Here is a 23,849-nt window from a genome sequence, read left to right as displayed (position 1 = left end):
GGGGCCGGATGTCGGAGGGCCGGTGTATGTTCCCAGCGAGGACATCTGACGGCCCGTCGGGGCCGCCCGTCCGGTCGACCGTTCGTCAGCGCTTCGCGTCACGCATCACGAGGGAGACGGTCCTTATGGCCGTAATGCGGAAGTCCGCCGCCGCTGCCGAACGGCAGCCCGTCACCATCAGCTTCGCCGGCTACAACCGCGCCTGGGCCGCCTGGATCGGCGGCAGGCTCGAACGCCAGGGTCACCGCGTCACCTTCCACCGCTGGGACCCACCGGTGGACGTCACCATCGAGGACGCGTTAGGCGACCTGCTGCTCGCCGAGGGCACCGTACTGATCGTCCTCAGCGACTGGTACTTCCGGCTCGGCCCGCGCACCCACGAGGAGTGGAACCGCGCCCTGCGCACCGTGGTCGCCGCCAACGCCGAGCGGTTCGCCGCGGTCTCCGTGACCACTGCCTCCCTGCCCACCGCCACCGCCGTGCTCGGCGCGGCCGAGCTGTGGGGCGTCGGCGCCCAGGAGGCCGAGCGCCGGCTGCTGGCCCGGCTGGGCACCCCGGACACCGCCCCCCGCGACCGCGCCGCCGACGCCTCCGGCCCCCGCTTCCCCTTCGACCAGCCCTGGGTCCAGGGCGGCGTCCCCCGCCGCAACGTCCGCTTCACCGGCCGCGAGCAGCTCCTCGGCGACATCTACCAGCAGCTGCGCCAGGCCGAGCAGGGCGCGGCCGTCTGCACCCTGTTCGGCATGTCGGGCGTCGGCAAGACCCAGATCGCCGCCGAGTACGTCTACCGCTTCGGCTCCGAGTACGACGTCGTCTGGTGGGTCCCCGCCGACCAGCGCGGCACCCTGCGCCAGCGGCTCGCCGAACTCGCGCCCGCCCTCGGGCTCACCACCGGACCGGAGTACGGCGAGCGGCTGCGCGCCGTACGGGACGCGCTGCGCCGCGGCGAGCCGTACTCCCGCTGGCTGCTGGTGATGGACAGCGCCGACCAGCCCGAGCTCGTCGCCGACCTGCTGCCCTCCGGCACCGGCCATGTGCTGATCACCTCCCAGAACCGGGAGTGGAGCGAGCACAACACCGCCATGCTGGAGATCCCCGTCTACGAGCGGACCGAGTCCATCGCCTTCATCCGCCGCCGCGCGCCCCGCCTCGACCACGAGGACGCCGACCGGCTCGCCGAGGCCCTGGAGGACCTGCCGCTCCTGCTCGACCAGACCGCCGGCTGGCTCAACGACTCCACCATGACCGTCGACGAGTACGTCGAACTCCTCGGCAGCGGCTACGACGAGGTCGGGCTCAAGGTCGCCGCCGACTTCCCCATGACCTTCCAGATGGCCTGGTCGATACTGCTCAACCGGCTGCGGGAGACCGTGCCCGAGGCCATCGACCTGCTCCGGCTGTGCGTCTTCTTCGCCCCCGGTCCGATCCCCGTACGGCTGCTGCGCGAACTGCCCCTGCGCGAGCTGCCCGAACAGCTCACCGGACTGATGAACGACCCGCTGCGCTGGAACGCGGCCATCAGCAAACTCGTGCAGTACTCCGTGGTCCGGCTCGAATCCCACGAGGCCGCCGCCGACGAGCCCGCCGCCGGCTCCGAGATCCTCCATATGCACCGCATGGTCCACCAGACGGTCCGCAACGGCATGTCCGAGGAGGACCGCCGGGACTTCTCCCGCGTCGTCCAGGGGGCGCTCGCCGCCGCCGACCCCGGCCGGCCCACCGACACCCGGCTGTGGCCCCGCTACGCCGAGCTCTCCCCGCACCTGAAGACCGCCGGCGTCCTGCGGAGCGAGGACCCCGAGGTCCAGCAGCTCGTCCTCAACTGCCTGCGCTACATGTACCTCAGCGGCGAGTACTCCTCCGGCATCAAGCTCGCCGAACGCGCCCTGAAGGCCTGGCGCGCCGCCCTCGGCGACGGCCACGCCCGCATCTGGGACCTCACCCACCACCACGCCAACCTGCTGCGCTCCACCGGCGACTACACCCGCGCCGCCGAGGTGGAGCGGGCCGTCGTGGACCGGCTGCGCGCCGAGCGCGGGCCGCAGGACCTCGATGTGCTGCGCGCCGCCTCCGGCCTCGCCGCCAGCCTGCGCGGCCTCGCCCAGTACACCGAGGCGCTGGAGCTGTCCCGCCTCGTCCACGACGGCTACACCGCGCTCCTCGGCGACCAGGACTCCCGCACCCTCGGCGCCAAGAGCAACCTCGCCGTCACCCGGCGGCTGCTCGGCGACTACACCGAGGCGCTGCGGCTCGACCGGCAGACCCTCGAAGGGCGCCGCGACGTGCTCCGCCCCCGGCACAACTGGACGCTGCTGTCCGAGATCAACTACGGCTCCGATCTGCGGCTGCTCGGCCGCTACGACGAGTCGGTCTCCGTGCTGGAGCGCAGCCTGCGCGTGCACCGCGACGTGATGGGCCCCGACAACCCGCAGACCCTCGGCGCCGAGCACAGCCTCGCCATGAGCCAGTACCGCGCCGGGCAGCGGCAGCTCGGCAAGGAGCTGCTCGCCCGCACGCTGGAGCGGGTCGAGCGGGTCCTCGGCGACCAGGCCCCGCTGTCCCTCGTCACCGCGGCGAGCTACGCCTGCGTGGAGCGCGAGCACGGCGACCTCGACCGGGCCCGGGCCATCGGCGAATCGGTCGTGGCGCGCTACACCGCCATGCTGGGGGCCCGCCACCCGTACGCCGTCGGGGCCCGCGCCAACCACGCGCTGGTGCTCCGGGCCACGGGCGAGCGCCAGCAGGCGCAGGTCCTCGTCGAGGAGGCCCTCGCCCACATGGGGGAGGCGCTCGGCGCCGACCACCCCTGGACGCTCGGTGTGGCGATCAACGTCAGCGCGGCCGTCAACATCGCGGGGGACCCCGAGGGCGCGGCGGAGCTCAGCCGCGACACCCTGCGCCGGGCGACGGCGACCCTCGGGCCGCGGCACCCCCTGACGCTCAGCGCGCAGGTGGCCCTCGCCGCGGATCTGCGCGGGCTGCACCGGCGGGCGGAGGCGGAGAAGATCGAGGAGGAGGCGCTGGCCACGCTGGCCGCGACGCTCGGGGCGCAGCATGTGCACACGGTGGCGGCGCGGTCCCGGACGCGCCCCTACTGGGACTTCGAGCCCCAGCTCGGCTGAGGCCGACGCGGCTCCGGCCGGGGCCCGCCCGGGCCCCGCCCCGGACCCCGATGCGAGCCCCGGTTCGAGCCCCTGTTCGCGGCTGCCCGTTTCGGGGCCCCGTTCCCCGAAGAGGCGCGCGGAAAAGGCGAACCCCCGCCGGGGGCACCCGAGGTGCCGCCCGGCGGGGGTGGGAACGCGACGCCCGACTAGATGTCGAACACCTCGTTGACCAGCGCTTCCTGCTCCGCCTGGTGACGCTTCGCCGACCCCACCGCGGGCGAGGACGAGTGCGGCCGGGAAACCCGCCGCAGCCGCTCCGCCGGGGGAAGGTCCGCGCCGACCGCCAGGTCGAGGTGGTCGATCAGGTTGAGCGCGATGAACGGCCACGCCCCCTGGTTCGCCGGCTCCTCCTGCGCCCAGACGTACTTCTCCACGCCCGAGTACTTGGCGATCTCCGACTGGAGCTCCTTGCCCGGCAGCGGGTAGAGCCGCTCGATCCGGACCAGGGCCGTGTCGGTCACGCCCCGCTTCTGCCGCTCGGCGACCAGGTCGTAGTAGACCTTGCCGGAGCAGAAGACGACCTTGCGGACCGCCGCCGGGTCGACCGCCGTGTCACCGATCACCGGGCGGAAGCCGCCGGTGGTGAACTCCTCCGTCTTGGAGGCCGCCGCCTTGAGCCGGAGCATCGACTTCGGGGTGAAGACGACCAGCGGCTTGTGGTGCGGGTTGTGGACCTGCCAGCGCAGCAGGTGGAAGTAGTTCGACGGCAGCGTCGGCATGGCGACCGTCATGTTGTTCTGCGCGCAGAGCTGGAGGAACCGCTCGGGGCGGGCCGAGGAGTGGTCCGGGCCCTGGCCCTCGTAGCCGTGCGGCAGCAGCAGCGTGACGCCGGAGGTCTGGCCCCACTTCTGCTCGGCGGAGGAGATGAACTCGTCGACGACGGTCTGCGCGCCGTTGACGAAGTCACCGAACTGCGCCTCCCACATGACCAGCGACTCGGGCCGGGCCAGCGAGTACCCGTACTCGAAGCCCATCGCCGCGTACTCGCTCAGCAGCGAGTCGTAGACGTTGAACCGGGCCTGGTCCTCCGACAGGTAGAGCAGCGGGGTGTAGTCCTCGCCGGTCTCCCGGTCCACCAGCACCGCGTGGCGCTGGCCGAACGTGCCGCGGCGGGAGTCCTGGCCGGCGAGCCGGACCGGGGTGCCCTCCAGCAGCAGGGAGCCGATGGCGAGGGTCTCGCCCATGCCCCAGTCGATCGTGCCGTCCTCGACCATGGCCGCCCGGCGCTGCAGCTGCGGCAGCAGCCGCGGGTGCACGGTGACCCGCTCGGGGATGTTCACCTGGGACTCGGCGATCCGCTTGACGACCTCCTGGGAGATCGCCGTCTCCACGGCCACCGGGAACTCCGTCTGCGGCTCCGGCACATGCGTCGGCGCCGGCGCGGACGTGGCGTCCCGGACCTCCGTGAAGACCTTCTCCAGCTGGCCCTGGAAGTCCTGCAGCGCCTGCTCGGCCTCCTCCAGCGTGATGTCGCCGCGACCGATGAGGGACTCGGTGTAGAGCTTGCGCACCGAGCGCTTCTTGTCGATCAGGTCGTACATCAGCGGCTGCGTGAAGCCCGGGTTGTCGGTCTCGTTGTGACCGCGGCGCCGGTAGCAGATCAGGTCGATGACGACGTCCTTGTTGAACGCCTGGCGGAACTCGAAGGCCAGCCGCGCGACGCGGACCACGGCCTCCGGGTCGTCACCGTTCACATGGAAGATCGGCGCCTCGATCATGCGGGCCACGTCCGTGGCGTACATGGACGAGCGGGACGCCTCCGGGGCGGCGGTGAAGCCGACCTGGTTGTTGATCACGATGTGCACGGTGCCACCGGTGCGGTAGCCGCGCAGCTGCGACATGTTGAGCGTCTCGGCCACCACGCCCTGGCCCGCGAAGGCCGCGTCGCCGTGCAGGGCGACGGGCAGCACGGTGAAGTCCGTGCCGGCCTTGTTGATGATGTCCTGCTTGGCGCGGACCACGCCCTCGAGGACCGGGTCCACCGCCTCCAGGTGCGAGGGGTTGGCGGTGAGCGAGACCTTGATCTGCTCGCCGTCCAGGCCGGTGAAGGTGCCCTCGGCGCCCAGGTGGTACTTCACGTCGCCGGAGCCGTGCATCGACTTCGGGTCGAGGTTGCCCTCGAACTCGCGGAAGATCTGGGCGTACGACTTGCCGACGATGTTGGCGAGGACGTTCAGCCGGCCGCGGTGGGCCATGCCGATGACGACCTCGTCCAGGCGCGACTCGGCGGCCGCGTCGATCACCGCGTCCAGCAGCGGGATGACGGACTCGCCGCCCTCCAGCGAGAACCGCTTCTGACCGACGTACTTGGTCTGCAGGAACGTCTCGAACGCCTCGGCGGAGTTCAGCCGGCGCAGAATCCGCAGCTGCTCCTCGCGCTCCGGCTTGGCGTGCGGGCGCTCGACGCGGTCCTGAATCCACTTGCGCTGCTTGGGGTCCTGGATGTGCATGTACTCGATGCCGGTGGTGCGGCAGTACGAGTCGCGCAGCACGCCCAGGATGTCGCGCAGCTTCATCATCGACTTGCCCGCGAACCCGCCGACCGCGAACTCGCGCTCCAGGTCCCACAGGGTCAGGCCGTGCTCGGTGATGTCCAGGTCGGGGTGCTTGCGCTGCTTGTACTCCAGCGGGTCGGTGTCGGCCATCACATGGCCGCGCACTCGGTAGGAGTGGATCAGCTCGAAGACCCGGGCGGCCTTGGTGACGTCGTCGTCGTGCGAGGCGTCGATGTCCTTGAGCCAGCGGATCGGCTCGTACGGAATGCGCAGCGACTGGAAGATCTCGTCGTAGAAGTCGTTCTCGCCGAGCAGCAGCTGGTGCATGATCCGCAGGAACTCGCCGGAGGCGGCGCCCTGGATCACCCGGTGGTCATAGGTGCTGGTCAGCGTCATGACCTTGGAGATGCCCAGCTTGTTCAGGGTGTCCTGGGAGGTGCCCTGGAACTCCGCGGGGTAGTCCATCGCGCCGACGCCGACGATCAGGCCCTGGCCGGGCATCAGCCGCGGCACGGAGTGCACGGTGCCGATGCCGCCGGGGTTGGTCAGCGACGCGGTGACGCCGGTGAAGTCGTCCATCGTCAGCTTGCCCACGCGGGCGCGGCGGACGATGTCCTCGTAGGCCTGCCAGAACTCGAAGAAGTTGAGCGTCTCCGCCTTCTTGATCGCCGCGACCACGAGCTGGCGGTCGCCGTTCGGCTTCACCAGGTCGATCGCGAGACCGAGGTTGACGTGCTCCGGCTTGACCAGCGTCGGCTTGCCGTCCTTCTCCGCGAAGGAGTAGTTCATCGACGGCATCAGCTTCAGCGCCTGCACCATCGCGAAACCGATGAGGTGCGTGAAGGAGATCTTGCCACCTCGGGCCCGCTTGAGGTGGTTGTTGATCACGATGCGGTTGTCGAACAGCAGCTTCACCGGAACGGCACGCACGCTGGTCGCGGTCGGCAGTTCCAGGCTGGCGTTCATGTTCTTGGCGACCGCGGCGGCCGGGCCGCGCAGCGTGATCAGCTCCGGGCCCTCGGCGGGCTCGGTGGGCCGCGCCGCCTTGGGCGCGGCGGCGGCCGGCTTGGTGGCGGCCGGCTTGGCCGCGGCGGGCTGGGCCACGGCCGGGGCCGGGGCCTGGGCCGCCGGCGCCGCGGGGGCGCTCGCGGCAGGGGCGGAGGCCGCCTGCTTGGCGGCGACCGCCTGCTGCGCGGCGGGGGCGGTCGCGGCGGCCTGGGCGGCCGGACCGCCCGTCTGCGCCGGGGTGCCGGTGGGGGCACCCGCGGCCGATGGGGCCTTCGCGGGGGCCGGGGCCGCGGGGGCCTCGCCCCCGGAGCCGGCCTGCGGCGTGGCCGCAGCACCTGGCTTGTAATCCGCGAAGAAGTCCCACCAGGCTCGGTCTACCGAGTTCGGGTCCTGGAGGTACTGCTGGTAGATCTCGTCGACGAGCCACTCGTTGGGACCGAACGCGGACGCAGGGTTCTTGCCCTGCCCGTCTTGGTCGGTCGAGACGCTCGAGCTGTTGGGGGACTGTGGCGACACGGCGGCAACCGCCCTCTTCCGCTTCCTAAAGGTGGTGGACAGCGGAAATAAAGGCTACGCCTCTTGACCCCCGAGGTGCAGGCCGGGCGCCCCAGTCGTCGTCTAAGTCACATCCGGGAGAGCGTTTCGGCGCGGATTCAGGCGGGAACGACCTGGGGTTCCGCTCTCGGAACCCCTGGGTCCGGCCCGGGGCCGGCTCGATCCTGCCCGGGTTCTGCCCGGGTCCTGTCCGTGTTCCGCCCGGGTCCCGTCACGTTTCGGCCGGTCCGGACGGGGGCGGCCCCTCGGCGGGACGCCCTGGGGCGATCATGCCCCATACGGGCGGCCCCATGCGCTGACGCTGCGCACCGCGGCCGGCACGGGGCGTGACGGGGGGCGTGGCGGGGGTGTGCCAACGGGTTTCGGGGCGGCCCACCGGGGGCCCGCCGAGGGCGTACGAGGGCGTGCGGGGGGCGTACGAGAGCGTGCGGAGGCGTACGGGATACGGGTCCGGTCAGCCGGGCTGCGGCAGGCGCGTGCCGGGGAGGCGGACGCGGATGCGGCAGCCCACCGGGGACTCCGCCACCCCGATCGTGCCGCCGTGCAGGTCCACCGCCCAGCGCGCGATGGCCAGCCCCAGCCCCGTGCCCCCGTCGCCCTTGCCCGAGGCCGAGCCCCGGCTGAAGCGCTCGAAGACCCGGTGCCTCTCGGCCTCCGGGATGCCGGGGCCCTCGTCGACCACTTCCAGGTCCAGGCTCTCGGGCCCGCTGCCGCGCCGCGCCCGCAGCGTCACCCTGCCGTGCGGTGGGCTGTGCTTGACCGCGTTGTCGACCAGATTGGCGACCACCTGGTGCAGCCGTTCGACGTCCGCGTGCGCCGTCAGCTCCGGCGGCGAGACGTCGAGGTGCAGATGGACGTCCTGGCGCGCGGTGCGGCCCGAGCCGGCCAGGCTGCCCGCGGCCGCCGCCATGCTCGCCTCCTTGAGGACGCCCGACAGATACGGCCACACCTCGAAGCGCCGGGCCCGCAGCGGCACCACCCCGTTGTCCAGCCGGGACAGGTCCAGCAGGGTCTCCACCAGCCGCCCCAGCCGCTCGGTCTGCCGCAGCGCGGTCCGCATGGTCTCCGGATCGGCCTCCGAGACCCCGTCCACCACGTTCTCCAGCACCGCCCGCAGCCCCGCGATCGGCGTGCGCAGCTCGTGCGAGACATTGGCCACCAGCTCCTTGCGGTGCCGGTCGACGGCCTCCAGGTCCGCGGCCATCCGATTGATCGTCGCGGCCAGGTCGCCGAGCTCGTCCCGCCGGTCGGCGCGCACCCGCCGGGTGTAGTCGCCGTGCGACATCGCCCGCGCCACGCTCCGCATCTCGTCCAGCGGGGCCGTGAGGCCGTGCGCCACGAACTGGGTGATCAGCATCGACGCTATGACGGAGAAGATCGTGATGATCCGCAGCTCCGTGTCCGTGCGCAGGGCGACCATCAGCAGCCCGGTGGTGATGAACACCGAGACCACGACCAGCAGGCCCAGCTTGGCCTTGACGGAGAACGGCCGCGGCCACCGGCGCCGGCGCGGGGCGTCGGGCCCGCCGTCGGCGCGGAGCCGGCTCCTGGACTCGGCGCGGAGCCGGCCCACGGCCTCGGCGCGGAGCCGGGCCATGGAGTGGGTGCGGGGCCGGCTCATGGCGCCGGCGCGGCGGGCGCCTCCAGCGCGTAGCCCACCCCGTGCACCGTGCGGATGCGCTCCGCGCCGATCTTGCGCCGCAGGGCCTTGATGTGGCTGTCGACCGTGCGGGTGCCGGACGCGTCCGCCCAGTCCCACACCTCGGCGAGCAACTGCTCGCGGGAGAGCACCGCGCGGGGCGTGTTCGCCAGACAGACCAGCAGATCGAACTCGGTCGGGGTGAGGTGGACGTCGTTGCCGGCCACCCGCACCCGGCGCTGGGCGTGGTCGATCTCCAGTTCGCCCAGCCGCAGGATGCCGCTGCGCGGGGTGTGCGCGGCGAGCGTCGCCCGCTCGACCCGGCGCAGCAGCACGTGCACCCGCGCGGCCAGCTCCCGCATGGAGAACGGCTTCGTCATGTAGTCGTGCGCGCCGACGCCGAGGCCCACCAGCATGTCGGTCTCGTCGTCGCGCGCGGTGAGCATCAGCACCGGCACCGGGCGCTGGGCCTGCACCCGCCGGCAGACCTCCAGGCCGTCGAAGCCCGGCAGCATCACATCGAGGACCAGCAGGTCCGGCTGCCAGGCCTGGGCGGTGTCCACGGCCGCCGGGCCGTCGCAGGCGGTCTGCACCTGGAAGCCCTCGGCCCGCAGCCGGACCGCGATCGCGTCGACGATGGTCGCGTCGTCCTCGACCACCAGGACTCTGCGCTGGGCCCCGGGGGTGGCGGCCGCAGCACCTCGCACGCCGTTGTGTGTCAGATCCATTGCCCCGCCCCTGCGTGGTCCCAAGCCTGCCGAGCCTTTGCTGGCAAGCACATTACGGGGAGGGCGCGCGGCTCGGCTACGCAGGCCGAACCGCGAGGTGGACGGCGTCGGGGACGCCTCGGGCAACGGTGATCTCCTCGGTCCGTACCTCGATGAACCCGGCATCGCGCAGGGCTTCCTCGAACGCGGCGGACGGCCGCGCGGACCAGATGGCCAGTACCCCGCCGGGGGCGAGCCGCGCCCGGCAGGCGGCGAGCCCCGAAGGCCCGTACAGGGAGTCGTTGTCCTCGGTGACGGTCCAGTCGGGGCCGTTGTCGATGTCCAGGCAGAGCGCGTCGTAGCGGTCGGGGCCCGCCCGCAGATGCGCCAGCAGGTCCATGGGCAGCACCCGGGTGCGCGGGTCGGCGAGCGCCGCGGCGGAGATCGCGCCCAGCGGGCCCGCGCGGTGCCAGTCGATGACGGCCTCCTCGCGCTCGACCACCGTGATCCGGCCCCAGCGGGGCTCGGCCGCGGCCCGCGCGAGGGAGAAGCCGACGCCGAGCCCGCCGATGAGCAGCGAGGGCGCGGTGCGGCCGGGCGGCAGCGCCCCGAGCGCCGCGTCGATCAGGAGCCGCTCGGAGCGCCCGTCGGCGGTGTCCATCAGGAAGCAGCCATTGGCGATGATCTCGTGGTGGGCGCCGCGCCGCCGCAGCACGACCTCGCCGTACGGGCCCTCGCGGCGGTCCAGGACCACGGGGGCGGTGTCATCGGCGCGGTCGGGCCACGGGGGCGACGGCGGCACGGGCGGCGCCCCCACGGGCGGTGTCCCGGCGGGCGAGGGCCGTGAGAACGGCGGCTGCGTCGAGGGTTGGGCCAATGGCTGAGCCGGGGACAGGGCCGGGGACTGAGCCGGGGACGGCTCGGCGGGCGGCTGCATGGCGGACGGCTGCTCCTTCACTCCGTACGTCGCGGCGGGCGGGCGTCGTGAGCAGACCGCGCTCGACGCCCGGATGTCGCCGACCAGGGTAGGAGAACGGGCCCGCCGTGGGCCCGGCGTCCGGCCCGGCCCCCACGGCTCCCCGGGCCGCCGCGCCCCACGCGATCACGCACCCGCGACCGCGAGGTGGTATCCCTGAGGGGTCAGGCACGCCACGGCCGAGGGACACGGACGGGCTCCACCAACGCGGTGCGACGCGGCCCCCACGCCGCCCGCACCCGGCAGAAAGGCCCGCTCAGTGACGGCAGGCAGGACCGGCCCGGCCGGCCCCACCGAGGCGGCCGGCGCCGGCGGCCGGGCCCCGGACCCGCGCCTGCGTCCGTGTCCGCGCCCGTGTCCGCGCACCCCGCGGTGGCGTGCGGCCGCGCGCTGGCTGCCGACGCCCCTGGGCACCCCGTTCACCTTCTGCTATCTCCTCGTCCTCGCCGCCACCACCTGGTACGCGCGCCACGGCGACCCGGACGCGGTGGCCCGCTGGCTGGAGCGCTCCAGCACGGACGTCGAGCACCTCACCCGCACCCCGCTCACCGCGCTCGTCGGCAGCGCCCTGTGGCTCGCCAACCCGCTGATCTCCCCCTACAGCGCCGGGTTCGTCCTGGTGCTCACGCGGATGGAGCGCCTCCTCGGCGGGCTGCGGGCCGCCGCGGTCTTCGCCATCGGGCATGTCACCGCGACCCTGCTCACGGAGGTCCCGGTCGGCGTCGCGGTCCACCTCGGCCACCTTCCCGAGACCTCGCTGCGCCGCCTCGACTACGGCATCAGCTTCGGGTTGATGGCGAGCATCGGCGCGCTCTCGGGGCTGCTGCGGCCCCGGACCGGCCGGCTGCTGTACGGCGTCACCGGGCTGCTGCTCGCCCTCGACCTGTTCGACCTCTCCGACCCGATGGCCGCCTGGGGCCACCCCGCCGCCCTGCTGACGGGCCTGGCGTGCCGGCCGCTGGCCCGCCGCTGGGCCCGAGACCGGGCCGGGGCGGCGGAGGCCGGGGCGACGGGGACCCGAGCGACGGAGGGCCGGGCGGCCTCCTGACGGCCGCCTAATGGCCGCGTTTGGTCTCGTGGTCCAGGATGCACGCCTGCCAGTTGGCCACGACCTCCTCGCGGCTCGCCCCGGAGCGTCTGGCCTCCGTGAGCAGCGTGTCGGCCAGGGTGGCCGCCAGGCGGATCACCACATGGCGGAGGTCCTTGGCGTCCAGGGGCTCCAGCAGCGCCGCGGCCCCCTCCGCGTCGTCGGCGAGGGCCGCGGCGATGGCAGCCATGGCGGTGCGGTCCCACTCGTACTCGGGCATGACGGAAGCATGCCCGGGAACTCCGGCCCCGCGGGGGCCATTTCACGGCAAAGCCGCCCGGCGAGTTACGGGTGCGGGGCCGCGGCCCGCCCGGTCCGCCCGGCGCGCGGCCGCCCCGCGCCCGGCCCACCGCCGTACACCCGGTCGGCGCACAGCTGATCGCTCACAGCGAACACATGCCGGGGAACACGGACGGGCATCGCATGCATTGAGTCAGTACTGCTCAACTTGCCTGCCGAAGGGGAGATCATGGCTTCGACGTCCGAAACGCTCACCCTGCCCGTCCTGCCGCTCGACGACGAGGTCGTGCTGCCCGGCATGGTGGTCCCCCTGGACCTCTCCGACGCCGAGGTACGGGCCGCGGTGGAGGCCGCCCAGGCCGCCGCCAAGGCCGATGCCGGGGCCGACGGCCGCGGCGGCGGGAAGCCCAGGGTGCTGCTGGTGCCACGGATCGACGGCACCTACGCCGCGATCGGCACCCTCGGCACCGTCGAGCAGGTCGGCCGGCTCTCCGACGGCGACCCCGGCGCCCTCATCCGCGGCGTCTCCCGCGTACGGATCGGCGCCGGCACCACCGGCCCCGGCGCCGCCCTGTGGGTGGAGGGCACCGCCGTCGAGGAGACCGTGCCCGACCCGCTGCCCGGCGCCGTCACCGAACTGGTCACCGAGTACAAGGCGCTCGCCACCAGCTGGCTGCGCAAGCGCGGCGCCTGGCAGGTCGTCGACCGCGTCCAGCAGATCGACACCGTCGCCCAGCTCGCCGACAACGCCGGCTATTCCCCGTTCCTCACCCTCCAGCAGCGCGTCCAGCTCCTGGAGACCGCCGACCCCGTCGCCCGGCTCAGGCTCGCCACCGAGACCCTCCGCGACCACCTCGCCGAACAGGACGTCGCCGAGGCCATCGCCAAGGACGTGCAGGAGGGCGTCGACAAGCAGCAGCGCGAGTTCCTCCTCCGCCGCCAGCTCGAAGCCGTCCGCAAGGAGCTCGCCGAGCTCAACGGCGACCCCGGCGACGAGTCCGACGACTACCGCGCCCGCGTCGAGGCCGCCGACCTCCCCGAGAAGGTCCGCGAGGCCGCGCTCAAGGAGGTCGACAAGCTGGAGCGCGCCTCCGACCAGAGCCCCGAGGGCGGCTGGATACGCACCTGGCTCGACACCGTCCTCGAACTGCCCTGGCAGGAGCGGACCGAGGACTCCTACGACATCGCCGCCGCCCGCCGCGTCCTCGACGCCGACCACGCCGGCCTCGACGACGTCAAGGAGCGCATCACCGAGTACCTGGCGGTGCGCAAGCGGCGCGCCGACCGCGGACTCGGCGTCATCGGCGGCCGCCGCGGCGGCGCCGTCCTCGCCCTCGTCGGCCCGCCCGGCGTCGGCAAAACCTCCCTCGGCGAGAGCGTCGCCCGCGCCATGGGGCGGAAGTTCGTCCGCGTCGCCCTCGGCGGCGTCCGCGACGAGGCGGAGATCCGCGGCCACCGGCGCACGTACGTCGGCGCGCTGCCCGGCCGCGTCGTCCGGGCCGTCAAGGAAGCCGGCTCCATGAACCCCGTCGTCCTGCTCGACGAGATCGACAAGGTCGGCTCCGACTTCCGCGGCGACCCCGCCGCCGCGCTCCTCGAAGTCCTCGACCCCGCCCAGAACCACACCTTCCGCGACCACTACCTGGAAATCGAACTCGACCTCAGCGACGTCGTCTTCCTCGCCACCGCCAACGTCCTGGAGGCCATCCCCGAGCCGCTGCGCGACCGCATGGAGGTCGTCCGGCTCGACGGCTACACCGAGGACGAGAAGGTCACCATCGCCCGCGACCACCTGCTGCCGCGGCAGCGGGAGCGGGCCGGGCTCGCCGAGGGCGAGGTCGTGGTCGAGGACGGCGCGCTGCGCCGCCTCGCCGCGGAGTACACCCGCGAGGCGGGCGTGCGGAATCTCGAACGCGCCCTCGCCCGGTTGCTCCGCAAGGTCGCCGCCCGGCACGAGCTCGGCGAGCTGGAGCTCCCCGTCAGCGTCGGCGCCGACGGGCCCGACGGGCTGCGCCGCTGGCTCGGCCGGCCGCACCACGTGCCCGAGTCCGCGCAGGACCCCGAGGAGCGGCGCACCGCCGTGCCCGGCGTCGCCACGGGGCTCGCCGTCACCGGCACCGGTGGCGACGTCCTCTTCGTCGAGGCCTCCCTCGCCGACCCCGAGAGCGGCGCCGGCGGGCTCCAGCTCACCGGGCAGCTCGGCGACGTGATGAAGGAGTCCGCGCGGATCGCCCTCTCCTTCCTCCGCAGCCACGGCGCGGAACTCGAACTGCCCGTCGGCGACCTCAAGGACCGGGGCGTCCATCTGCATGTGCCGGCCGGGGCGGTGCCCAAGGACGGGCCGAGCGCGGGGGTCACCATGACCACGGCCCTCGCCTCCCTCCTCTCCGGGCGGCGCGTCCGGGACGACGTCGCCATGACCGGTGAGGTGTCGCTCACCGGGCGGGTGCTGCCCATCGGGGGCGTCAAGCAGAAGCTGCTCGCCGCGGATCGGGCGGGGATCACGACCGTCGTGATCCCCAAGCGGAACGAGGCGGATCTCGACGACGTGCCGGCGGAGGTGCTCCGGCGGTTGGAGGTTCACGCGGTGAGTGACGTCCGTCAGGTTCTCGAGCTGGCGCTCGAGGGGGCGGAGGTGGATGTGCGGGTGGCGGCGTAGCCGCGGCGCTGTTCTGGGCCGGGCCGGCCCGGGGGCCCACGGAATACTGGACGCTCACGTCACAAGGAACCGCCCCGGAGGGGACCCCGTGGAGAACACCGCACCCGGCGGACCCGACCCCGCCCACCTCGCCCTGGAACGCGAGCTCGCCGTCTTCCTGCGCCGCGCCCGCGCCTCGTCCGGCGAGATGGCCCGCGAGGTGCACCCGGACCTGGAGCCGGCCGCGTACGGCCTGCTGCTGCGGCTGGAGGACGCCGGCCGGCAGCGCGCCACCGACCTCGCCGCCTACTTCGGCGTCGGCAAGGCGACCATGAGCCGGCAGCTGCGCGCGCTGGAGTCGCTGGGGCTGATCACCCGGGAGCCGGACCCGGCCGACGGCCGCGCCTCGCTGGTGGCCCTGACGGAGGAGGGCCACACCCGGTTCTCGGCCGTGCGCAACGCCCGCCGCGCCCGCTACGTCCGCAAGCTGGAGGGCTGGGACCGCGCCGAGGTCGCGGAGCTGGCCCGGCTGCTGCACCGGCTGAACAGCCTCGGCGGAGCCGAGGACTGACCGGGGGGTCACCACTCGGCCAGGATCACCGCCGCGTCGTCGCGCACCTTGCCGCGGGCGAACGCGCGCCCCTCGGGGTCGGCCGCCTCCGCGGCCCGCACCCGTTCGATCAGCGCCCGCGGCCCCGCCTTGCGCACCAGCGCGAAGCAGTCCGGCCACGTGCCCTCGCCGAACACCTCCACCCAGCGGCTCGCCCCGTCGGTCAGCGCCACCACGGCGGTCACCTGCGAGAGGGGCGAGGAGCCGGTGACGGCCCGTACGGCCACCCCCGGATCGGCCGCGGCGGTGAAGAAGCCGCCCTCCGCGTTCCGCAGGGCCTCCACGGCGGCCACGTACTCCCGGCGGGCCGCCGGCCGTTCGGGGGAGCCCGGCGGCAGGGCCCGTACCCGGTGGCGCAGCGCGGTCACCGCGTCCGGCAGCCGGTCGAGCCGGTCGTCGAGCACCGCCGCGACCGAGCCGTCCGCCCGCTCGGCGAGGAGCACCGAGTCGGACAGCACCAGGTGCTCCACCGCCTCCTCGCCCCAGCGCACCGCGACCACCGTGGACTGCGGCGTACGGGGGTGAGAAAGGTCACAGCTCGGCCCGTGGGCCGCGGCGGTCCGGTCGATCGCCTCCGCCAGGCAGTCCGCCAGGCTCATGTCCCGCCGCGCCGCCGACAGTTCGAGCAGCGCGCCGCCGAGCCGGGCGGTGAACCACGGGACCGGGTGCGCGCACCCGGTGTCGCCGTCCGGCGGCGGGGTCACCCCGTCGAGCAGCACCAGCGCCCCGCCCCGCCCCGAGGCCGGCGCGGCGACCGACGCATAGTCCTCGTTGGGCCGTTGGGGATCGCCGGGCTCGGTTGCCAGTTCGATGCGCATGCGGTCAGTCTGCCCGACAGCCCCACGAGCACCGCCGTAACGGGGCGAAGGGGGCGGCCGGCCGCGCGCGGCGCGGTGGTCGTCGGGGGCTCCGTACGGGCGTGCCGCGCCCCGTCGTCCGCGCGCCCGCGCCGTGCCGCCCGCCGCGCCCCGTACGCCGGCCCCGGTGGCCCCGGCGAGCTGCGGGCGGGCATCCTGCCAGGACGCCCCGGGGTTTTCCACCCGGCCGTCCCGACGGCCCGTCAGGCGCCGCCCGGCGAAGTTGTTCACCAACTGCTGATTGATGTTCACTCGTTCAGGTGGCCAGGCGAGCGATGGGCGCGCCCCTCCCGGCGGTACTGCGAAGGTCGATTTCCGTACCAGGGGTGGGACCGGCACTCGCCGCGCACCGCGCGGATTCGGTGCGCGCGGGCAGTGGGCTTCCCCGAGAGCTCCTTTCACCTCGGCCCACGGGCAGACGTAGGAAGGATTGCGAACACCGGTGCACAGGACGCGGCCTGAGGCAGGCGGAGCGGAGCCGGGACGAGGGGCGGGCAGCCGCCCCCGCGCGCGGCGCGGCGTACGGGTGCGGGGACGCCTCGTCGCCTCGGTCGCCGTGGTCGCCATGGCGGTCACCGCCGGCGGCGCCCCCGCGATCGTCGACGCCGCCCGGGACCTGAACGACACCCAGGACCTCGTGGGCCTGGCCGAGCTCAGCGGCCGGACCACCGCGCTCGCCCACGCGCTCGCCGACGAGCGCGACGCCATGACCGAGTACGTCGCGGCCGGGCGCGCCGCCGGTTCCACCGCCGCCGCGGGCGCCGAGAGCCGCCGGGCCCGGGTCGACCGGCAGGCCGCCGAGCTCCGCCCCGACGCCCCCGCGTCCTTGCGCGAACTCATCGACTCCCTGCCCGAGATCCGCCGCCGGGCGCTGACCGGCCCCGGCACGCCGCTGGAGACCTTCCAGGCCTACACCCACGCCGTCCAGGCGCTGCGCGCCACCTCCGCCGAACTGGCCCGCACCCTGCCCGAGCGCGCCCCCGGCGGCCCCGCCGAGGCCCTGCCGGCGCTCGGCCGGGCCGTGGAGCGCGCCTCCGCCACCCGCGCGCTGCTGCTCGGCGCGCTCGCCGAGGGCGGCCCCGCGCCGGAGCTGACCGCCGCGGCCCAGCGCACCCGCCTCCAGGAGCAGTCCGCGCTCGGCGACTTCGAGGAGATCGCGCCGCGCGACGCCCGCGACGCCTACCACCGCACCGTCGGCGGCGCCGAGTCCACCTCCGCCGAGCGCCACCTCGACCGGCTCACCGACCAGCCCCAGCTCTCCGGCAGCGACCTCACCGTGGACCGGGCGCGGCTCGCCCAGATCCTCTCCGGGCGGATCGACCGGATGCGCGCGGTCGACTCCTCCCTCACCGCCGCCGAGGGCACCCGCGCGGCCGAGCTGCGCGACGACGCCGTCACGGCGCTGGAGCTGCGCATCGCCCTGGTCGTGCTCTGCCTGCTGGTGGCCGTCGGCGTCTCGACCTCCGCCGCCCGCTCGCTGACCCGGCCGCTGGCCGTGCTGCGGCGCGGCGCGCGCCGGGTCGCGGCCGACCCGGTCGAGGAGGGGCCGATCGTCTTCAGCGGCCGCCAGGACGAGTTCGCCGACACCGTGGCCGCCGTCAACGAGGTGCACGAGGCGGCCGTCCGCTTCCACGAGCGCGCGGAGCGGCTCTGCGGCGAGCGCCGCGACCTGGCCCACGAGCGCGAGCGGCTGCTGGCCCAGCGCAGCGAACTGCTGCGCCGTCAGGAGGCCCTGCGCGCCGAGCTCGCCGGCCGCCAGGACGCGGCCCGCGCCGGCTTCGTCGACCTCGCCCTGCGCGGCATCGCGCTCACCGAACGGCAGATCGACGTCATCGAGGGGCTGGAGCGGGACGAGACGGACCCCGACCGCCTCCAGACCCTCTTCGAGCTCGACCACCTGGCCACCCGCACCCGGCGCTACGGCCACAACCTGCTGGTGCTCGCCGGCGCCGGGAACGGCGCCGACGGGGCGGCCCCCGTGCCGCTGCTGGACGTGGCGCGCGCCGCCGTCAGCGAGATCGAGCGCTACGGGCGGGTGCGGATCGAGTCCCTGCCGCCCGGTACGGGGGTGGTGGGCGAGGCCGCCGACGCCCTCAGCCACCTGGTCGCCGAGCTCCTCGACAACGCCACCGCCTTCTCGCCCCCGACGGCCGACGTCCGGCTGGCCGGCCGGCTGCTGGAGAGCGGCGAGATCGTGCTCGGCGTGCTGGACGAGGGCCTCGGCATGACGGAGAACCGGCTCGCCGAGATCAACGCCCGGCTGGCGGCGGCCGGCACCGACGGCGGGCCGGACGCCGGCCCGGAGGCGCAGCCCGGCCGCGGCGCCGATGTGCTCGGGCTCGGGCTGCACGTGGTGGCCCGGCTGGCCGCCCGGCACGGGTTCCAGGTGCGGCTGCGGCAGCGCAAGCGGGGCGGGACCGCGGCCACGGTCGTCATCCCGACGCGGCTGCTGGCGCCGGTCGACACGGAGGGCGGCGGCGCGGTGGCCGCGCCGCGCCCGGAGCCGGCCGGTGAGCACGCCCGTACGTCGGCGGACGAGCGGTTGCCCACGCGGGCGGACGCGGTCGCCGGGGCGGGCCTGGCGCCGGCCTACGGGGCGGACGCGGCCCCCGGGGCCGGTGCGGCCGTACCGTCCGACGCGCCCGGGTGGGCGGACGCGGTGGTGCGGCCCGAGGTGCCGGCTGAACGCGACGTGCCTACTGGGTTTGTGGTGCCCGTCGGACCTGACGTGGCCGCGGGGCCCGGTGCGCTCGCCGGGCCCGACGCGGCCGTCCGGCCCGGCATGCCCGTACGGGAGCGCGCCGAGGGCAGGCGGCTGCCGCGGCGCACGCCCCGGCAGGCGGTGGCCGGCGCCACCCCGCCGGGGGAGGGCGCGGCACCCCGCGAGCGCACCACCGGCTCGGTGGACGCGGAGGAGCTGCGGCGCCGGCTCGGCGGCTTCCAGCGCGGGTCGCGGGACGGCCGCAGGGCCGCCGAGACGGAGTTCGCGGGGCGCGCCGAGCCGGGCCGCGAGCGCGCGGAAGGCGGGCGCGCGGAGGAGGGACACGGTCGCGAACGCCGTGCGGACGCCGGACCCGGCGCCCGCGGCGGGGGCGACGGCACGGGGGACACGGGGGAGCAACCGAAGGGAGCGCCGGCCGAGGGTGACACCACCCGTGGCACCGCCGGCGGCGGACAAGGCGACACAGTCGAGGAGGCACGCGGGTGAACGCGGACTTCATGCCCGGCCCGGAGCCGCGGGGCACCGATGCGTACGGGCTCAGCAGCCAGGCACAGGATCTGCACTGGCTGCTGACCAATCTGGTCGACGAGGTGCCCGGCGTCCGGTCGGTCGCCGTGGTGTCCTCCGACGGCCTGCTGCTGCTCTCCTCCGACCCCCGGGACGAGGAGGTCGCGGTGGCCGGGCAGCCGATGGCAGGGCCGCCTGCCGATCATCTGACGGCCGGGCAGCCGCTGTCGGCCGTACGGCGCCGGGGGGCGATGCGGGCGGGCGCCGGCCCGCGCGGGCCCCGCGGCTCCACGGCCGACCTCGCCACCATCGTCTCCGGGCTCGCCAGCCTCACCGGCGGCGCGGCGCACCTCATGGACGGCGGCGCGGTCAAGCAGACCATGGTGGCGATGGACGAGGGCTGCCTCTTCGTGATGTCCATCAGCGACGGCTCGCTGCTCGGCGTGCTCACGGCGCCGGACTGCGACATGACCTCGGTCGCCTACCACATGGGTCTCTTCGTGGGCCGGGCCGGCCACGTGCTCACCCCGGAACTCCGCGGCGAACTCCGCCGCTCGGCCCAGCGCCACGCCTGACCGGCGGACCGCCGTACGCGTTGCTTCCGGGCCGCGCCTGAAGTTGGGCGCGTGTCCGGTCGGCGTCCGCGCGTCTGGTTTCATCGGTCCCGGGCGGCCGGCAGGGTCCCCGGCGTCCAGCCTCCCCGGGCGTCCGGGGTCGGTTCGGTGTCGCCGGACCGTGTCCGCGTTCGCCCGGGTAGCGCGCCTCGCCTGGCCTACCGGACGCCGTACGGGGTGGGGCCCCGGGCCGGGGAAGCGTCGTACGGCTCGTGTCGGGCTCGTCCCGTGGCCAGGCTGATCGGGCGTTTCGCCCGGCGTCCGCGTTCACGTCGGCCCGCGCCTGACGCCGGGCGCCTCGCCTGCCGGCGTCCGCGCCGGCTGCGCCGGGCACCCGCGGCCGGCGGGGCGCGCCACCTGGCGTCTGCTGCCGCCTCGCGCCTCCCCGGGCGCCCGGGGCCGGTCCCGCGTTCCGTGTGGCTCGCGTCCCGTGGCGCTCCTGGCGCCGGGCTCAGGCCCGGCTTCGCTCGGCGTCGGATGCCTGCCCGTACGGGCCGCCCCGGGCCGGGCCAGCGCCTCGTCGGGCTCAGGCGGCCGGCAGGGCGCTCCGCCCGGTGGCCGTGGTCACGCCGGGGACCGCCCGGCGTTCTCGGGCGGCTGGGCGGCTCTCGTCACCTGCGAGAGCGCCCTGAGCTCCGCCGGGGTCAGGGACGCCAGCCGCTCGGCCACCGCGTTGAGGCGGTCCCGTACCTCTTCGCGGCGCTGCCGTCTGCGCTCGGCGAGGCTCTGCTGGCGGTCCAGGGCCCGGCGGGCGCGGGTCGCCACCGTGTCGAGCCGGCGTTCGCCGTCCGCCAGCCGGCCCACCGCGGCCGCTCGCTCCGCGGCGAGGCGTTCGAGCACGTGCCGCTCGTCCAGCGTGCGCTGCGGGTCGTCGCTGAGCAGGACGCGGACGAAGGAGGGGAGCCCAGTGCCGCCCTGCCGGTACTGGCGGCGGGCGAGCCGGGCCGCGTCCCGGCGGCCGTCGGCCAGGCCCGCGCGGGCCTGTGCCAGCTCGCCGTGGAGCTCGCCCACCTCGGCCTGTTGCTCCCGCAGCCGCCGGTCGGCCTCGCTGAACTCCTCGCCGGCCGTGCGCGCCTCGCGGTAGAGGCGACCCAGTTCGGCCACGAGCTCGCCGACCGGCCGCGCCTGTGCCGTCGCGTCGGCGCGCCCGGCGGACCGCTCGGCGGACCGCTCGGCCGCGCCGCTGTCGTCGGCGGGGCCGGGCGCCGCCGTACAGGGCGCCGGGACGGCCGCCACCCCCACGACCGCGGCGAGCGCCGCCGCGCACACCGTACGGACCGTGCCCGCGCGACGCGCCGTCAGGAACCGCGCTGCGGCGCCCCCCATCCGTACTGGCCCGCGGGTCACGACTCACCTCCGGCCGATCGGCTCCATCCGCGGAGCCATCATTCGGGGTCGGTCGTATCATCCACAAGAAAGACGGACATTACATATCGCTTCGCCACTCGGGCGGGTGACGGGGCGTCAGCCGAACAGCGGTCACGGCGGCCACGACAGCCGCGGCGGTCGCCTCAGTCGCGGGGCCGCGACCAGGGCCACCGCGGCTTGCCGGCGCCCGCGCGGCCCTCGGGGTCGTACGTGTACTTCCAGCCCCGCTGCAACCCCAGCCGCTTGGAGTGGCCGGCGGGCTCCCGGCGGTAGACCAGGACGGTGGGCGGCCCGCCGTCCGCGTCGGGCACGGGCACCTCGTACACCTTCGGGGGGTGGCCGGTGGCGCCCACCAGGACGGGCAGGACCCGGCCGTCCAGCGGCCCGCCCACGAAGGGTGTCTCCTCGCTTCTCACGCCCTCAGTCTCACACCGGCCCCGCCGGGCGGCTCCTTCGACCGGGCGAGCCAGGGGGCCGAGGCGCGGGCCAGGCGGGCCACCGGCCCGTCCGCCGGCTCCAGCGCCAGCGCGCGCCGGGCCACCCGCGCCGTCAGCCGGTCCCGCGTCGCCGTCGCGGCCAGCACCGCGACGAAGTGGTCGACCAGCCAGTCCCGCAGGTCCTCGGCGGGCGGCCGCTTGCCCTCGTCCAGCCAGATGAGGGAGGCCGCCTCCACCGCCGAGATCCACGTCCGCACCATCATCCGCAGCCGCGGCGCCGGCTCCTCCACGTCGACCCCGAGGTGCAGCAGAATCCGCTCGGCCGCCGAGCGCCGCACCTCGTCGACGATCGCGCACGTCCGGGAGGTCTCGGCGACGCTGCCGCCCTGCAGCAGGGCGGTGAACCCCGCGTCGTGCTCGTCGACGAACGCGAGGTAGCGGTCGAGGGCGCGGCCGAGCCGCCGGCTCAGGGGCCCGCTGTACGGCTCGCTGAAGCACAGCTCCAGCTCGTCCGCGGCGCTGCGCAGGGCCGCCTCGTAGAGCTGCGGCTTGCCACCGGGGAAGTAGCGGTAGACCAGCGGCCGGGAGACGCCGGCGGCGAGCGCGACGTCGTCGAGCGAGACGTCCTCGGGGGCGCGGTGCGCGAACAGCTCCAGCGCCGCGGTGAGCAGCTGGGCCCGCCGCGCGGCCACGCTCATCCTGCGGTACGGCGCCCTGCCCGGCCGGGGAACGCCGGTGCGCGCCGCCGGGGGCGTTCCGGGGCCGGTCATGAGGACCAGGGTAACGCTGTGCCCCCGCGCCGCCACCCCCGGTGCGTGCCGGCTCCGGGCGGGCGGGGCGGCACGCCGACCCTCGTGAGCGCGCGGCGGGCGCCGGGCGGGCGGCGGTGCGCCGATCCTCGTGACCGCGCCGCGGAAACCGCGGCAGAACTCGCGGGCCGCCTGCCCGGATGTTCCCCTGGGAGGAAGGCTGCCGACGGCCGCGCCGGGCCCGGGAGGCGACGGGGCGAGGCGCATGCGGGCCGGCGCCGGGGGTAGCCGGAGCGGTACGAGAGCGGACGGAGGGCACATATGCACACCAGCGAACTGACCCCGGCGCTTCTGGAGGATCTGCGGCGGCCCCGGCCGTACCCCGCGGTCTCCCTGCTGATGCCCACCCATCGGTTGCCGCAGGAGCGCGACCAGGACCGCATTCGGCTGCGCAACCTCGTCGCCGAGGGGAAGAAGCGAATCGCCGCGGTCCCGGGGCTGTCCCGGGTGGACCGGATCGACCTGGAGGAACGCCTGGACCGGACGGGCGCCGAGCTGGAGCTGGAGCACGCCGAGGACGGGCTGCTCGTGCTCGCCGCGCCGGGGGAGACCCACGTCTGGGAGCTGACCTCGCCGGTGGAGGTGCCCGAGCAGGTGATGCTGGCCGGCACCTTCCTCACCCGCAATCTGGTCGCCGCCCGGCTGCACACCAGCCCGTACTGGGTGCTGGTGCTCGCCGAGGAGGTCACCCGGCTGTGGTCGGGCGCGGGCGACCGGCTGACCCCGGTCGAGGACTACGGCTTCCCCGTGGAGCCGGAGATCCCGGACCACCGGGACGCGCTGCCCGGCCCGAACTTCGGCAACCAGCCGAGCAAGCCCCGCGAGGAGCGGCTGCGCCAGTACGCGCGGGGCGTGGACGCCACCCTGGGCAAGGTGCTGGCCGCCGAGCGCCGGCCGGTCTTCGTCGTCGGCGCCTCCGGCGCGATCGCCCGGTTCGAGGACGTGTCCGAGAACGCCAAGGACATCGCCGGCCGGCTGGAGAAGGTCGGGCTCGACAAGGCGTCCCCGCACGTCCTGGCGGAGGAGCTCCGCCCGGTGATCGCCGAGCACACCGCGACCCGCACCCGCGAGGCCATGGACCGGCTGGACGCGGCCCGCGGCCAGAAGCTGGTGGCGAGCGGCATCGACGAGGTGTGGGAGGTGGCCCGGGAGGGCCGCGGCGCGATGCTCCTGGTCGAGCAGCACCTGAGGGTCGCGGCGCGGGTCGACGACGGGCACCTGGACCTGGCGCGGGCGGACGGGGAGCGGGGCGCGGCGCCCGACGTCGCGGAGGACGTGGTCGACCAGGTGGTCGAGCGGGTCCTCGACGCCGGGGGCGAGGTGCAGTTCGTGCCCGACGGCACGCTGGAGGGGGACGGCCGGATCGCGCTGATCCTGCGCTACTGAGCGGTGGGCGGGGCGCCCACCGCTCAGTAG

16 protein-coding genes are annotated in these 23,849 nt (G+C 75.1%); 7 read left to right on the top strand and 9 right to left on the bottom strand.

Translation table 11 applies throughout. The features are described from left to right. Window positions 1-125 precede the first annotated feature (125 nt). Window positions 126-3,122, top strand: a complete 2,997-nt coding sequence (gene fxsT, locus ACSNOD_RS11455; protein ID WP_436766737.1) for an FxSxx-COOH system tetratricopeptide repeat protein — start codon at window positions 126-128, stop codon at window positions 3,120-3,122. A gap of 188 nt (window positions 3,123-3,310) precedes the next feature. Here fxsT and ACSNOD_RS11450 read toward each other — a convergent pair whose 3' ends face one another. The 4 genes from ACSNOD_RS11450 to ACSNOD_RS11435 all read right to left on the bottom strand — a co-directional run bounded on the left by ACSNOD_RS11450 (window position 3,311) and on the right by ACSNOD_RS11435 (window position 10,370). Next, on the bottom strand, window positions 3,311-7,183 hold the full coding sequence (locus ACSNOD_RS11450; protein WP_436766736.1) for a multifunctional oxoglutarate decarboxylase/oxoglutarate dehydrogenase thiamine pyrophosphate-binding subunit/dihydrolipoyllysine-residue succinyltransferase subunit: 3,873 nt from the start codon (window positions 7,181-7,183) through the stop codon (window positions 3,311-3,313). 493 nt (window positions 7,184-7,676) lie between these two features. Next, on the bottom strand, window positions 7,677-8,819 hold the full coding sequence (locus ACSNOD_RS11445; protein WP_436766739.1) for an ATP-binding protein: 1,143 nt from the start codon (window positions 8,817-8,819) through the stop codon (window positions 7,677-7,679). Between the two features lie 20 nt (window positions 8,820-8,839). Beyond that, on the bottom strand, window positions 8,840-9,589 hold the full coding sequence (locus tag ACSNOD_RS11440) for a response regulator transcription factor (protein ID WP_436766735.1): 750 nt from the start codon (window positions 9,587-9,589) through the stop codon (window positions 8,840-8,842). Window positions 9,590-9,665: 76 nt separating this feature from the next. Next, on the bottom strand, window positions 9,666-10,370 hold the full coding sequence (locus tag ACSNOD_RS11435) for a spermidine synthase (RefSeq protein WP_436766734.1): 705 nt from the start codon (window positions 10,368-10,370) through the stop codon (window positions 9,666-9,668). 433 nt (window positions 10,371-10,803) lie between these two features. On the opposite strand from ACSNOD_RS11435, the gene ACSNOD_RS11430 reads away from it, so the two are divergent. Further along, entirely contained in the window at window positions 10,804-11,592 is a 789-nt protein-coding gene (locus tag ACSNOD_RS11430) for a rhomboid-like protein (RefSeq protein ID WP_436766733.1), read from the top strand. Window positions 11,593-11,599: 7 nt separating this feature from the next. On the opposite strand, the gene ACSNOD_RS11425 is transcribed toward ACSNOD_RS11430, so the two are convergent. Continuing rightward, a complete protein-coding gene (locus ACSNOD_RS11425) occupies window positions 11,600-11,851 on the bottom strand; it encodes a hypothetical protein (RefSeq protein WP_436766732.1) in 252 nt (83 codons plus the stop codon). A 249-nt stretch (window positions 11,852-12,100) separates the two neighbouring features. On the opposite strand from ACSNOD_RS11425, the gene lon reads away from it, so the two are divergent. Beyond that, window positions 12,101-14,530: an endopeptidase La gene (gene lon / locus ACSNOD_RS11420; protein ID WP_436766731.1), complete on the top strand. Its 2,430-nt coding sequence runs from the start codon at window positions 12,101-12,103 to the stop codon at window positions 14,528-14,530. 88 nt (window positions 14,531-14,618) lie between these two features. Continuing rightward, complete coding sequence (locus ACSNOD_RS11415) at window positions 14,619-15,080, top strand: MarR family winged helix-turn-helix transcriptional regulator (RefSeq protein WP_436766730.1); 462 nt, start codon at window positions 14,619-14,621, stop codon at window positions 15,078-15,080. An 8-nt stretch (window positions 15,081-15,088) separates the two neighbouring features. Here ACSNOD_RS11415 and ACSNOD_RS11410 read toward each other — a convergent pair whose 3' ends face one another. Continuing rightward, complete coding sequence (locus ACSNOD_RS11410) at window positions 15,089-15,937, bottom strand: hypothetical protein (protein WP_436766729.1); 849 nt, start codon at window positions 15,935-15,937, stop codon at window positions 15,089-15,091. Window positions 15,938-16,502: 565 nt separating this feature from the next. Here ACSNOD_RS11410 and ACSNOD_RS11405 point away from each other — a divergent pair. Together ACSNOD_RS11405 and ACSNOD_RS11400 are read left to right on the top strand one after the other, a co-directional pair. Further along, entirely contained in the window at window positions 16,503-19,184 is a 2,682-nt protein-coding gene (locus tag ACSNOD_RS11405) for a nitrate- and nitrite sensing domain-containing protein (protein ID WP_436766728.1), read from the top strand. A gap of 11 nt (window positions 19,185-19,195) precedes the next feature. Next, complete coding sequence (locus ACSNOD_RS11400; RefSeq protein ID WP_436766738.1) at window positions 19,196-19,780, top strand: roadblock/LC7 domain-containing protein; 585 nt, start codon at window positions 19,196-19,198, stop codon at window positions 19,778-19,780. A 603-nt stretch (window positions 19,781-20,383) separates the two neighbouring features. On the opposite strand, the gene ACSNOD_RS11395 is transcribed toward ACSNOD_RS11400, so the two are convergent. From ACSNOD_RS11395 to ACSNOD_RS11385, 3 genes are all read right to left on the bottom strand, one after another. Further along, complete coding sequence (locus ACSNOD_RS11395; RefSeq protein WP_436766727.1) at window positions 20,384-21,166, bottom strand: hypothetical protein; 783 nt, start codon at window positions 21,164-21,166, stop codon at window positions 20,384-20,386. A 164-nt stretch (window positions 21,167-21,330) separates the two neighbouring features. After that, entirely contained in the window at window positions 21,331-21,603 is a 273-nt protein-coding gene (locus ACSNOD_RS11390) for a hypothetical protein (RefSeq protein WP_436766726.1), read from the bottom strand. Next, window positions 21,600-22,394, bottom strand: coding sequence for a TetR/AcrR family transcriptional regulator (locus tag ACSNOD_RS11385; RefSeq protein ID WP_436766725.1), 795 nt, complete (start codon window positions 22,392-22,394; stop codon window positions 21,600-21,602). Before ACSNOD_RS11385 ends, ACSNOD_RS11390 begins: the two co-directional genes overlap by 4 nt. Window positions 22,395-22,694: 300 nt before the next feature. On the opposite strand from ACSNOD_RS11385, the gene ACSNOD_RS11380 reads away from it, so the two are divergent. Beyond that, on the top strand, window positions 22,695-23,819 hold the full coding sequence (locus ACSNOD_RS11380; protein WP_436766724.1) for a hypothetical protein: 1,125 nt from the start codon (window positions 22,695-22,697) through the stop codon (window positions 23,817-23,819). Window positions 23,820-23,849 lie beyond the last annotated feature (30 nt).

This window comes from Streptomyces sp. URMC 123 (assembly GCF_051386515.1).
Classification (GTDB): domain Bacteria; phylum Actinomycetota; class Actinomycetes; order Streptomycetales; family Streptomycetaceae; genus Streptomyces.
The sequence above is the reverse complement of the archived record's forward strand: the minus strand, read 5'-3'. Positions and strand labels throughout refer to the sequence as shown.

Coding starts and splice junctions, on each gene's coding strand:
- ACSNOD_RS11385 (WP_436766725.1), bottom strand. CDS start 22,394: ATGACCGGCCCCGGAACGCCCCCGGCGGCGCGCACCGGCGTTCCCCGG.
- ACSNOD_RS11445 (WP_436766739.1), bottom strand. CDS start 8,819: ATGGCCCGGCTCCGCGCCGAGGCCGTGGGCCGGCTCCGCGCCGAGTCC.
- ACSNOD_RS11380 (WP_436766724.1), top strand. CDS start 22,695: ATGCACACCAGCGAACTGACCCCGGCGCTTCTGGAGGATCTGCGGCGG.
- lon (WP_436766731.1), top strand. CDS start 12,101: ATGGCTTCGACGTCCGAAACGCTCACCCTGCCCGTCCTGCCGCTCGAC.
- ACSNOD_RS11440 (WP_436766735.1), bottom strand. CDS start 9,589: ATGGATCTGACACACAACGGCGTGCGAGGTGCTGCGGCCGCCACCCCC.
- ACSNOD_RS11410 (WP_436766729.1), bottom strand. CDS start 15,937: ATGCGCATCGAACTGGCAACCGAGCCCGGCGATCCCCAACGGCCCAAC.
- ACSNOD_RS11425 (WP_436766732.1), bottom strand. CDS start 11,851: ATGCCCGAGTACGAGTGGGACCGCACCGCCATGGCTGCCATCGCCGCG.
- ACSNOD_RS11400 (WP_436766738.1), top strand. CDS start 19,196: ATGCCCGGCCCGGAGCCGCGGGGCACCGATGCGTACGGGCTCAGCAGC.
- fxsT (WP_436766737.1), top strand. CDS start 126: ATGGCCGTAATGCGGAAGTCCGCCGCCGCTGCCGAACGGCAGCCCGTC.